The organism is Enterocloster citroniae (assembly GCF_040545455.1).
In the GTDB taxonomy this organism is placed as follows: Bacteria; Bacillota; Clostridia; order Lachnospirales; family Lachnospiraceae; genus Enterocloster; species Enterocloster citroniae.
The window spans coordinates 20338-33241 of the sequence record NZ_JBEPLZ010000018.1 but is presented as its reverse complement, the minus strand read 5'-3'; the positions used below and the strand labels follow the sequence as shown (position 1 = coordinate 33241).

The window sequence follows — 12904 nt, the reverse complement described above, 5'->3', positions numbered from 1 at the left end:
GGGACCGTCTATGAGGAAGGTTCCAGGGCCCGGACCAGCACTTCCTTTGCGTTTTCAGTGCGCAGAGCGATGAGGGTGCCGCGGATCAGATAGGCATTCATGGAATCCCTGCGGTTGCCCAGGATGCAGGTGACACGTTCCTTAAATGTAAAGCCAAGGGCGTCTAACTGTGAGGACATAAAGGAATCGCTGATGATCCAGACCACTTCGGCGGTATCTCCTGGATTTAATTCATTTAACGGATAGACCATAAATTTCACCGTTTCAGGTTCGTTATTATATTATATGCAGAGCGCTTATCCCGGGGGATGAAACGGGGGAGGGGGACGTGAGGAACACATTTGGTACAGGCCCATATAATAGAGTACAACCAAAATGAAAGGAGATATATAATATGAGTTGTAATAGTTGTGGTGGATACAGTGAGAACTTTGAGGAAGCTGTTTTCAGTGAAAATGAAAGATTTGCCAACAATGGCATCAATTACAGCAACAGCGGCTGCAATGCTGCGTCAGCATCAAACAGAGGGGGCAATAACTCCAGGCGCGGCTGCGACCTGTACTGGCAGGGATTTATGGCTGGTTTTTATTCCAACAACGGCTGCAATCAGTCGGCTGTGACCAGGACAGCTGCCCAGGCAGCTGAGCGCACAGCCGCTGCTGCCAGCAGATGTTCCTGCTGCTGCCAGTGCAATAATTGGAATTGCCGGTAATTCTGTCATAATCCTGTCTGTGTAAATAATTCTGATCCTTGGGGCTTTGGATATACCAGGGCTCTGGGGATAGGGGGATCTTAGACATGACAGAACCTTGGAGGTACTGGAATCTCAGACATGACAGAATTTTGGGGATACGGGGGCTTCGGAATGACCGGAGCCCCTCCTTTCAGTCCAAAAACACAGGAACCGGCTGATCCACGGCCATGGTGTCAGGCGTTATGATACAGTCATAGGCCAGCACATGGACCCCGCCGGAGGACGCCTCCCTCAGGGCTTCTCCAAAGGCGGGATGGGTTATATTGTTGGGCTTGAACCCTTTGATCCCCTTCATCTGGATCACAAACAATACATAAGCGTCATACCCCTCCCTCACGGCCTGGGCAAGTCCGTGGAGATGTTTGATGCCCCGCAGTGTGGGGGCGTCAGGGAACATGGCCATACCATGGTCTTCCAGGGTCACTCCTTTTACCTCCATAAAGGCGGGAACCTGGCTTTTTCCGTCCATATGATCCAGGGTAAATGCCAGGTCAAAGCGGGAATCCCCGTGGGTCACCTCCCTGCGTATATTGTCAGGTGTCCGGACAGTATCACCCGGGTTCGCGCCCGGCTCGGGGAATGCCCGGCCCTTCATGGCTTCCAGCCATTCCCAGGCCGCCCTGTTGGGAGCCTGGGAGTCCATGTTGATCAGCACATTCCCTTTATATACCCCGATCAGGTCATATTCTGTTTTGCGCCCTGTAACACCTGCTTCCGGGTGATACTCCAGGATGACCGTAACGCCGGGAATCAGAAGCTCCCTGCACCGCCCGGTATTTTTAACATGGCATATAACCGTCCGGCCGTTTACATCCACATGTGCGATAAAACGGTTGGGGCGGCTTAGAAAGGTTCCGGTTACTGTATGTTTATAAGTCATTGATCGTTCCTCCTGCTGTAAAACATGACCAGTATAGCAGATTATTTTGCCACGGTAAAGCGCTGCCCATGATTTCAGTTGCGCCCAACCAGGAAATGTGTTAATATTTCAATAACGTAAGCCAGGATTCCACCGCCTTTACAGGTGGAGCGCGGATCCAAACAATAAATCTGAACATAAATGTAAAAAGTGAGGACAAGAGTATGGGATTAACCTATCAGAGTACAAGGGGCGGTGAGACGGGCGTGTCAGCATCCATGGCCATTCTGCAGGGCCTGGCAAAGGACGGCGGCCTGTTCATGCCCACTGAGATACCAAAGCTGGATGTTCCAATGGAACGCCTTTCAGCCATGACCTACCAGGAAACCGCCTATGAGGTCATGAAGCTGTTCCTTACGGATTATACCCAGGAGGAATTAAAAAGCTGTATTGCCAGGGCGTATGACAGCAAGTTTGACACAGAGGAGATCGCCCCCCTGGCAAAGGCCGAGGGAGCATATTTCCTGGAACTGTACCATGGGTGCACCATTGCTTTTAAGGACATGGCTCTTTCCATTCTGCCCCATCTCATGACAACAGCGGCAAAGAAGAACCAGGTGGATAAGGAGATCGTGATCCTGACAGCCACCTCCGGCGATACGGGAAAGGCCGCCATGGCAGGGTTTGCGGATGTTCCTGGAACGCGTATCATTGTATTTTATCCCAAGGACGGGGTCAGCAAGGTGCAGGAACTCCAGATGCGTACCCAGAAGGGTGAGAATACAAGTGTTGTGGCAATCCATGGAAACTTTGACGATGCCCAGACCGGCGTTAAGAAGCTGTTTGGGGATAAGGAGCTGGAGGCGCAGCTGGCCGCAAAGGGATTTCAGTTCTCCTCAGCCAACTCCATCAATATCGGCAGGCTGGTTCCCCAGATCGTCTATTATGTATATGCATATGCCAAACTGCTGGCCAATGAGGAGATCAAGCAGGGCGAGGAGATCAATGTAGTGGTCCCCACAGGCAATTTCGGCAATATCCTGGCCGCCTATTTCGCTAAGCGCATGGGTCTTCCCATCAAGAACCTGATCTGCGCGTCCAATGACAATAAAGTGCTGTATGACTTCTTTACCACAGGAACCTATGACAGGAAGAGGGAGTTCATTCTCACCAATTCACCTTCCATGGATATCCTTATATCCAGCAATCTGGAGCGCCTTATCTATCTGAGCACCGGCTGTGACGGGGCTGCCAATGAGGCCCTTATGCAGGAGCTTTCTGCAAAGGGAAGCTACACCGTGACCCGGGATATGCGTGAGTTCATGTCTGATTTTAAGGGCGGTTACGCAACACAGGAGGAGAATGCGGCCGTCATCAAAAAGATGTTTGACCGCACAGGATACCTGATCGATACCCATACGGGCGTTGCCGCAGCTGTGTACGGCCAGTACAGGGCGGAGAGCGGTGACCATACAAAGACAGTGATCGCATCCACGGCCAGCCCATATAAATTCTCCAACAGCGTGATGGAAGCCATTGCCGGACCTGACAGCGTGAGAGGCAGGGATGAGTTTGAGGTGGTGGATGCCCTCAGCAGTCTGTCCAAAGTCGCAGTTCCAAAGGCGGTGGAGGAGATCCGCAATGCTCCCATCCGCCACAATACAGAGTGTGATGTGGATAAAATGAAAGCAACGGTAAAAGATATACTTGAGTGTGTTTGACCATTCATTCACGCCGTATGCATGACCTGTAGTCAAAAACCTCTTCCTTTTTGTTCGCAACTGCGATATAATAAGCAAGATGGTTAATAAAATAACAAAGTTTATAAGGAGGGTATCATATGTTAGTTTCAGCAAAAGAGATGCTTGACAAGGCTAGGGAAGGCAAGTACGCAGTTGGACAGTTTAACATCAATAACCTTGAATGGACCAAGTCAGTGCTTCTGACAGCAGAAGAGCTGAAGTCCCCTGTGATCCTGGGAGTATCCGAGGGCGCAGGAAAGTATATGACAGGATTTAAGACAGTGGCAGCCATGGTTGAGGCCATGATGGAAGAACTGAACATCACGGTCCCTGTAGCGCTGCATTTGGATCACGGCTCATATGAGGGCTGCTATAAATGTATTAAAGCAGGATTCTCATCCATTATGTTTGACGGTTCCCATTATCCAATCGAGGAGAACATCGAGAAGACAAAGGAACTGGTAAAGATCGCCCATGCAATGGGTCTGTCCCTGGAGGCAGAGGTTGGCTCCATCGGCGGTGAGGAAGACGGCGTTGTAGGTCTGGGCGAGTGCGCGGATCCCAATGAGTGCAAAGCCATTGCTGACCTGGGAATCGACTTTTTAGCGGCCGGTATCGGCAACATCCATGGAAAATATCCTGCCAACTGGCCTGGACTGCGCTTCGATGTTCTGGAGAGCGTTAAGGAAAAGGTTGGGGATATGCCTCTGGTGCTCCACGGCGGAACAGGCATTCCTGAGGACATGATCAAGAAGGCCATCAGCCTTGGGGTAGCTAAGATCAATGTTAACACAGAGTGCCAGCTGACCTTTGCGGCAGCAACCAGGGAATACATTGAAGCAGGCAAGGATCAGCAGGGCAAAGGCTTTGACCCAAGAAAGCTTCTGGCTCCCGGCGCAGATGCCATCAAGGCAACTGTGAAAGAGAAGATGGAATTATTCGGTTCCGTGGGCAAGGCTTAATGGCACGGATCACGCCAGATATTAAGACAGCTTAATAAAGCTTATTAGAATAAAAAACATGATTTCCGAAAAAATCACTTGCAATTTTAAGTGAAATGGTTTATTTTAATAAAGAACAAAGGTGTTCTCTCTCAAAGGGGGAACACCTTTTTGTTATATATCCGCCAAAGCCTAATAGAATTACGTGATAAGGGTATATGACAATATCTGGATGATGGAAATGGATGAGGAAGATTAAAAAGAGAGGATGGATGAATCTATGAGCGAAGTATTGAATGTATCTGAGATGTTTGGTAAGAACGTATTCAATGATGCGGTGATGAAGGACCGTCTGCCCAAGAACGTGTACAAAAAACTGAAGAAGACCATCGAAGACGGCGCAGAGCTGGATCCCAGCATAGCTGACGTGGTGGCACACGCCATGAAGGATTGGGCGATTGAGAGGGGGGCAACCCATTACACCCATTGGTTCCAGCCTCTCACCGGCGTGACGGCTGAGAAGCATGATTCCTTTATCTCCGCCCCAAATGACGGAAAGGTGATCATGGAGTTCTCCGGCAAGGAGCTGATCAAGGGCGAGCCGGATGCTTCCTCCTTCCCCTCCGGCGGTCTGAGGGCTACCTTTGAGGCCAGAGGATATACGGTGTGGGACTGTAGCTCACCTGCATTCTTAAGGGAGGATGCCATTGGCGTGACCCTCTGTATCCCCACCTCCTTCTGTTCCTACAAGGGTGAATCCCTGGATAAAAAGACCCCGCTGCTGCGTTCCATGCAGGCAGTGAATGAACAGGCACTGAGGATCCTCAGGCTGTTTGGCAATACAACTGCAAAGAGGGTTGCGCCCTCCGTGGGAGCCGAGCAGGAATACTTCCTGGTTGACCGTGAAAAGTACTTACAGCGCAAGGATCTGATCTATACAGGACGCACCCTGTTCGGGGCAATGCCTCCCAAGGGACAGGAACTGGAGGATCATTACTTTGGGGCCATCCGGGAGAGGATCGGTTCCTATATGAACGATGTGAATAAAGAGCTGTGGAAGCTGGGGGTTCCTGCCAAGACACAGCACAATGAGGTGGCTCCGGCGCAGCATGAGCTGGCCCCCATATACGAGGGAGTGAACCAGGCGGTGGATCACAACCAGATCGTGATGGAAACACTGAAAAAGGTTGCAGGGCGCCATGGTATGGCATGCCTTCTCCACGAGAAGCCGTTTGCGGGCGTGAACGGTTCCGGCAAGCACAATAACTGGTCCCTCACCGCGGATGACGGCACCAACCTTTTAAATCCCGGGGATACGCCCCATGAGAATATCCAGTTTCTGCTGGTTCTGGCCTGCATCATCAAGGCTGTGGATGTCCATGCAGACCTTTTGAGGGAATCGGCAGCTGATGTGGGAAATGACCACAGGCTGGGAGCCAACGAGGCGCCGCCTGCCATTATCTCCATTTTCCTGGGAGAACAGCTGGAGGATGTGATCGATCAGCTGTGCAGCACAGGAGAGGCCACCCATTCCAAGAAGGGCGGCACCCTGAAGACAGGCGTTGATATCCTTCCCGACCTTGATAAGGATGCAACGGACAGGAACAGGACCTCACCTTTTGCATTTACAGGCAATAAGTTTGAGTTCCGTATGGTGGGCTCCTCGGATTCCATTGCTTCCCCCAACGCAGTGCTGAATACCATTGTGGCCGAGGCATTTAAGGAAGCGGCTGATAAGCTGGAAAAGGCCGGTGACTTTGACATGGCCGTACATGATTTGATCAAGGAAACACTGTCCGCTCACAGAAGGATCATTTTTAATGGGAATGGCTATGCTGATGAGTGGGTCGTGGAGGCGGAACAGAGAGGGCTTCCCAACATCCGGTCCATGGTTGATGCCATCCCCGCCCTGACTACGGATAAGGCGGTAAAGCTGTTTGAGGAGTTCTGCGTATTCACAAGGGCGGAGCTGGAATCCAGGGCTGAGGTTGAATATGAGAATTATTCCAAGGCCATTAATATTGAAGCAAGAACCATGTATGATATGGCCAGTAAGTCCATCATACCGGCTGTGATCAAGTATACCACCGGTCTGGCAGCATCTATCACAGCTGTTAAGAGCGCCTGCCCGGATGCGGATGTCAGCACGCAGACAGAGCTTTTGTTAGAGACATCAGACCTTTTAAGCGAGACCAAGACTGCCCTTTCCAGACTGGCAGAGATGACGGAAAAAGCAGCCGCAGCGGAAGGGGGCAAGACGCAGGCCCTTGTCTATCATCAGGATGTGGTTCCGGCCATGGCGGCCTTGAGGGCGCCTGTGGATCAGCTGGAGATGATCGTGGATAAAGAGCTGTGGCCCATGCCAAGCTACGGCGATCTGATTTTTGAAGTATAGTTATATTAAAAAAGTACAGATCGTAAGATCACAGCGTGCTGCAGGATGGCCGGAATCCGGTTTTCCTGCAGCATTTTTGTGCGTATATTTTCAAAAAGCAATTTTCAAACACACTCTAATCCGTCTTGCATTTTCCCAAGTATATGGTATAATGTTCATATATTTTTCAATAATTAATATTTTGAACATAAATAGAGCGGAAGCGAGGAATCAGAATATGGACAGACATGGACTTGTGTGCAGGGCGGTGCTGGAACAGCCGGATATTACACAGAGGGAACTGGCGGCAAAGCTGAATGTATCCCTGGGAACAGCAAACGGGCTTGTAAAGGAGTGCATGGGCAGGGGATATATTGCTGAGAGGACAGAGGGAGAGGACGGCTTTAGGTACGGCTCCAAGTGGGAACTTAAGGAGGAGGGAAGACGCCTTCTGGAGCAATATAAGGTGGACGGCGCGCTGATCATAGCAGCAGGTTTTGGTTCCCGGTTCGTGCCGCTTACATTTGAGACGCCGAAAGGGCTTCTGGAAGTGTTTGGGGAACGCATGATCGAGCGGCAGATCCGCCAGCTTCATGAGGTTGGTATCAGAGACATTACCATTGCAGTGGGATATCTGAAGGAAAAGTTTGAATATCTCATTGACAAATATGACGTGGAGCTTTTGTACAATCCGGAATATTCCGGCAAGAACACCCTTGCCACTATTTACCGGGCCAGAAGGGTGCTGAAGGGGCGCAACATGTACGTGCTCTCATCTGATAACTGGATGAGGGAGAACATGTACCACGCCTACGAATGCGGCGCATGGTACAGTGCGGTGTTCCAAAAAGGAGAGACCAAGGAGTGGTGCCTTTCATTTAATAAAAAGGGAAGGATCACGGATGTAAAGGTAGGGGGACGGGACCAGTGGGTGATGTACGGGCCCACGTATTTTTCCAGGGAGTTTACAAGCCGGTTCATGCCGGTGCTGGAAGCCTATTATAAAACACCTGGAACGGAACAGTTTTACTGGGAGCAGGTCTATGTGGATATGCTCACCGGGGAGGCCAAAAGACGCCTGGAGCAGGAGGATCAGGAGATCCTGAAACAGGCGGTCAGGGAATCCGCCCTGCCGGCCGGCCATTGGAATGAGATAGAAATGGATGCGAACCGGCAGCCGGAGGACCAGGTCTATGAGTTTGAAAACCTGGAAGAGCTGAGGCTCTTTGATCCCAGGTATCAGAATCATTCCGACAATGCGGCCATGAAGCTGGTGGCAGAGGTATTTCAGGTGCCTGAGTCCCAGATCAGGGATATACGCTGCCTGAAATCGGGAATGACCAACAAATCCTTCCTGTTTAAAGTGGGGGAACGCCACTGTATCTGCCGGATACCGGGACCGGGCACGGAGCTTCTCATTAACAGAAGGCAGGAAAAACAGGTCTATGACGCGGTGGCGCCTCTGGGAGTTACGGAACATGTGATCTACATGAACGAGCGCACAGGATATAAGATCGCGGAGTACTATGAGGGGGCAAGAAATGCAGCGGCGGACAGCTGGTCCGATATGGAGCAGTGCATGGGGATTGTGCGGTGTCTCCACCAGTCCGGTATTGAGGTGGGACATGAATTTGATATCCGGGAGCGGATCGACTTTTACGAAAAGCTGTGCCGCAGCCACGGTGCGATCCTGTTTGAGGACTACGAGGAAGTGCGGGGCTGGATGGACTGGATCATGGACAGCCTGGAGGCCATGAAACGCACAAAATGCCTGTGCCACATTGACGCAAATGTGGATAACTTCCTGTTTTTAAAGGATGGCAGTGTAAAACTTCTGGATTGGGAGTACGCGGGCATGTGTGATCCCATTATGGATATTTCCATGAGCGCTATTTATTCCTATTATAATGGAGAGGACATGGAGCATCTGCTCAGGCTGTACCTTCAGAGGGAACCTGAACCTGAGGAGCTGTTTGCCGTTTACGGGTATGCTGCACTGGGAGGTTTTTTGTGGAGTCTGTGGGCTGTTTATAAGAGTGCGCTGGGAGATGAATTTGGCGAGTACACCATCATCATGTACCGGTACGCTAAAAAATATTATAGGAAATTACGGAAATTGTAATAAAAATGTTACCATTTGAATATGGGATTGTGCTATAATCGAAGAGATGTAAGAAGCTGGGGAATTCTGTGCCCCGGTTTGATATAAGAGTACCCTCGGAAACTCCCTTGTACCCGTCTTTGGGGCTGAGTTCCTGAGGACGCTCATAACGAGGAGGATGACACATGGGACGGAAAAGGTACTGGGCAGCTATCACCGCGGCCGGTATGATTGGGGCCATGGCATTGGGAAACGCATTCACAAGTTATGCGGCAGACGGCTGGACAAAGTCGAATGATCATTGGACCTATATATACAATGGCCAGGTACATACGGGGTGGCTCCAGACCAGTGAAGGATGGTACTATATGGACCTTTCCACTGGTCAGATGACAACGGGATTCAAGCAGATTGACGGCAAATGGTATTTCTTTAAGCCAAGCGGTCTTATGGCAACAGGATGGGTCAACCCTGAGGACGGCAAGTGGTATTACATGCTCGATGATGGGACCATGGTGACAGGATGGCTGAAGATTGGCGATGACTATTATTTCATGCGCGGCAACGGTACCATGGGTACGGGATGGCGCGAGATGGACGGCGCATGGTATTTCTTCCAGAGCAATGGAAAGTGCGTTGTGAATTCCTGGGCCCAGATCAAGGACAACTGGTACCTGTTCGGGACAGACGGCAAGATGATGACCGGATGGGCTAAGGTGGACAAGGATTATTTTTACCTGAACACAGACGGACGGATGCTGATCGGCTGGCTCAGCGACAGTGACGGCAACAAGTACTACATGGACATGTCAAACGGAAAGATGTCCACGGGCTGGAAGCAGATCGACAGCTCCTGGTACTATTTTAACAGCAACGGGCATATGATGACCGGCTGGATCCAGCTGGACGGAAAGTATTACTATCTGAACCCTGCCAATGAAGGGAAGATGATTGCAGGAACATCAGCAACCATCAACGGAACCCAGTATAACTTTGACTCAAGCGGTGTGTGCCAGAACGCAGGCGGTGTATCCGCCCAGACTCCTGGTACGGTTGACAACAGCAACAACAGCAATTCCGGCGTAAACGGCGGTCCGGGGGCGTCCAATAACTCCTCAGGCATCAGCAACAATGGACCTGGAGGCACCTCTTCAGGAAGCAGCGGTCCAACCAGCGGCAACAGCAGTAACACCAGCAACAGCCCTTCCGGCAGTTCTTCCAATAGCTTGGAGGCGGGACGGACAGACGGACCAGGCTGACGGACCATTCTGACAGGGAAACAGATCATAATATAGGGGGATGTCACAGCGGACGGCTGCACATCCCCTTTGATTTTGCATAAGGAGAACAGTATGAAAAATAAGCTGCACATGATAAAGCGCTGCCAGGCACTTGCAATGGCCGGGCTCATAGGGGCAGGCGCACTGCTGCCCTCAGGAACCGCATTGGCGATCGGACCCGGGGAGACATCCCCAACCGTAGTTTCATCCCCAGGACCGGGAGGGCCCGGGCAGGCAGCATCCGGAAGTACCACCAGCACCACCGGCAGCACCAATACCCAGTCTTCCTCCAGCACCAACCCCAATGCCTGGAAGAAGGTAAACGGAACCTATCAGATGCCGGACGGATCAGCGATCAACAATGTGCTGTTTAGGGGGATTGATGTTTCCAGATGGCAGGGAGATATTAACTGGAGCCAGGTGGCTGCGGATGACGTGTCATTCGTCATGCTGGGAACCAGGTCAAAGGGGGCAGTGGACCCGTATTTTCACAGGAATATCCAGCAGGCCAGCGCTGCCGGAGTGAAGGTGGGGGTATACATATACTCCCTTGCCACCACGCCTGAGATGGCGGTGGATGAGGCCAATTTTGTGCTGGACCTGATCCACGATTATCCGGTTTCCTATCCGGTGGCCTTTGACATGGAGGATTCAACCCAGGGCGCCCTTTCCAAGGATGAACTGGCGGCCATTGCCAATGCCTTCTGTTCCCGGATCTCCCAGGCAGGATACTATCCCGTCATCTATGCCAATGACAACTGGCTGGCCAACAAGCTGGACATGAGCAAGATGGATTATCCTGTATGGGTGGCCCGTTATTCCGCAAAACCGGCCTACCAGAATCCGGTGATGTGGCAGGCGACCAGCACGGGAGCGGTAAACGGCATCAGCGGGAATGTGGATATTGATTTCCAGTTTAAGGACTTTACCTCTGTGATCCCTGCCAATACGTGGAGGACGATCCAGGGAAATACCTACTATTACCAGAACTATGTGAAGCAGAAAAATGCATGGATCGATGACGGTACGGGCTGGTTCTACATGAACGGCGATGGGCTGGCATCCAAGGGCTGGCTCACACTTTCAGGGACAAGCTATTATCTGGACGACAGTACGGGCCGGATGATCACCGGCTGGAAGTCGGATAATGGAAAGTGGTACTATTTTGGCAGTTCAGGTTCCCTTTCCAAGGGCTGGATCAATGACGGCGGCCGGTGGTATTACTCAGACAACCAGGGCGTGATGCAGACCGGGTGGCTGGATGACAACGGCAGGAGGTATTTCCTGGAGAGTTCAGGCGCCATGGCCACGGGATGGACCAACCAGAACGGTAAATGGTACTATCTGGACAGTTCAGGTTCCCTTTCCAAGGGCTGGATCAATGACGGCGGGACGTGGTATTACTCAGACAGCCAGGGTGTGATGCAGACCGGGTGGCTGGAGGAAGGCGGCAGTCAGTATTATCTGAAGGGTTCAGGCGCCATGGCCACAGGATGGCGTGAGATGGACGGGGCCTGGTATTACTTTGAGGGTTCAGGCCGCATGGCAAAAGGCATGATCGATGTGGGCGGGCTCCACTATTATATGGATCCCTCCACAGGCAGGATGGCGGCAAATACCGTGGTCGATATCAATGGAACCAATTATCAGGCAGACGGCAGCGGTGTTCTCAGCCAGGTCCAGGAAACATCAGGATCACAGGATGGCGGCGAGGTCCAGTCAGGAAGCACGCCGGGCAGCAGCCAGGGCCAGCCGGGAAGCACGCCGGATAGTGTACAAACCGGGAGTACGCCGGGCGGCAGCCAGACAGGAAGCACCCCGGGCAGCAGCCAGGGACCGGGAAATTCCCAAAACAGCGGTTCTTCAGGCGGCCCAGGTGTGGTGATCACACCAGTGGCACCAGGCCAGTAGACCGCGGCCGGCAAATCAAGTCAGGAAACATCATACTGGAGTACGCTATACCAGATAGAAAACAGGGACGGGGTTTTGCCTTGCCTACATGTTCAGCGCCGGGATTACATACCCGGCGCTGATTTTTCATTATGGATGCATTTTCATATCCGGTCATATCATATATTGGATAGATAGAGGGTATCAGATGAAAGAAGGCATAGTGTGAAACTTGGAAATAAAATAAAGCTTTTGGCTGTAATCTGCATGGTGGACCTGTTCCTTCTGGGCGGGTTGTTCCGTGTTGTCTCAGACCCGCAGCCTGCCCACGTATCAACTGACGATGGAACCTGGGTGCAGGAGGGTGGGGACACATTGGACCGGGCCAAGGGGCTGGAGGGAAAGTGCATCGCCCTGACATTTGACGATGGACCCCACAAAGACTGCACGCCCCAGCTGCTGGATGGCCTGAAGAAACGCGGGGTACGGGCCACCTTTTTCCTCATGGGGCAGAACATAGAGGGAAATGAGGACCTGGTAAAGCGTATGAAGGAGGAGGGGCACCTGGTGGGTAACCACAGTTACAGCCACGTACAGCTTACCAAGGCCGGGTCGGCTGCAGTGTGCCAGGCAGTGGACAGGACCAGCAGGATGATAGAGGATATTACGGGGGAGCGGCCCCAGTATATGCGTCCTCCCTTTGGGGACTGGAATGAGGAACTGGAGTGCGAGGTGGGAATGACCACGGTGCTGTGGTCGGTGGATTCCCTGGATTGGAAGCTGAGGAACAAGAATAAGATCGTGAAGCGGGTCTTGAAAGATGTAGAGGATGGGGATATTATATTAATGCATGATATTTTCCCCACCTCAGTGGATGCGGCGCTGGAACTTGTTGACACACTTACCAAGCGGGGATATACTTTTGTTACGGTTGATGAACTGCTGATCGACTAGCACTGTACT

10 protein-coding genes are annotated in these 12904 nt (G+C 51.8%); 8 read left to right on the top strand and 2 right to left on the bottom strand.

Annotated features, from left to right (window positions below):
* Positions 1–8: 8 nt before the first annotated feature.
* The gene (locus tag ABID13_RS19865) at positions 9–251 is read right to left on the bottom strand and encodes a FeoA family protein (protein ID WP_040416901.1); all 243 of its coding nucleotides are present in this window, start codon (positions 249–251) and stop codon (positions 9–11) included.
* 143 nt (positions 252–394) lie between these two features.
* Between ABID13_RS19865 and ABID13_RS19860 the strand changes: the two genes are divergently transcribed.
* Positions 395–712: a hypothetical protein gene (locus ABID13_RS19860; RefSeq protein ID WP_007866008.1), complete on the top strand. Its 318-nt coding sequence runs from the start codon at positions 395–397 to the stop codon at positions 710–712.
* A 172-nt stretch (positions 713–884) separates the two neighbouring features.
* On the opposite strand, the gene sfsA is transcribed toward ABID13_RS19860, so the two are convergent.
* Positions 885–1634, bottom strand: coding sequence for a DNA/RNA nuclease SfsA (gene sfsA / locus ABID13_RS19855; RefSeq protein ID WP_048929996.1), 750 nt, complete (start codon positions 1632–1634; stop codon positions 885–887).
* Between the two features lie 203 nt (positions 1635–1837).
* Here sfsA and thrC point away from each other — a divergent pair, with 203 nt between their 5' ends.
* From thrC to ABID13_RS19820, 7 genes are all read left to right on the top strand, one after another.
* Positions 1838–3334, top strand: a complete 1497-nt coding sequence (gene thrC, locus ABID13_RS19850) for a threonine synthase (protein WP_048929995.1) — start codon at positions 1838–1840, stop codon at positions 3332–3334.
* Positions 3335–3453: 119 nt separating this feature from the next.
* Positions 3454–4317, top strand: coding sequence for a class II fructose-1,6-bisphosphate aldolase (fba, locus tag ABID13_RS19845; protein WP_007866016.1), 864 nt, complete (start codon positions 3454–3456; stop codon positions 4315–4317).
* Positions 4318–4576: 259 nt separating this feature from the next.
* Entirely contained in the window at positions 4577–6691 is a 2115-nt protein-coding gene (locus tag ABID13_RS19840; protein ID WP_007866023.1) for a glutamine synthetase III family protein, read from the top strand.
* A 217-nt stretch (positions 6692–6908) separates the two neighbouring features.
* Positions 6909–8792 carry a sugar phosphate nucleotidyltransferase gene (locus ABID13_RS19835; protein ID WP_048929994.1) on the top strand — a complete coding sequence of 628 codons (1884 nt, stop codon included), beginning with the start codon at positions 6909–6911 and terminating at the stop codon, positions 8790–8792.
* Positions 8793–8956: 164 nt separating this feature from the next.
* Positions 8957–10030, top strand: coding sequence for a PspC-like choline-binding domain-containing protein (locus ABID13_RS19830; protein ID WP_007866027.1), 1074 nt, complete (start codon positions 8957–8959; stop codon positions 10028–10030).
* Positions 10031–10123: 93 nt separating this feature from the next.
* Positions 10124–11962 carry a GH25 family lysozyme gene (locus ABID13_RS19825; protein ID WP_048929993.1) on the top strand — a complete coding sequence of 613 codons (1839 nt, stop codon included), beginning with the start codon at positions 10124–10126 and terminating at the stop codon, positions 11960–11962.
* 204 nt (positions 11963–12166) lie between these two features.
* Positions 12167–12895: a polysaccharide deacetylase family protein gene (locus ABID13_RS19820; RefSeq protein ID WP_007866029.1), complete on the top strand. Its 729-nt coding sequence runs from the start codon at positions 12167–12169 to the stop codon at positions 12893–12895.
* The last annotated feature ends 9 nt before the right edge of the window (positions 12896–12904 follow it).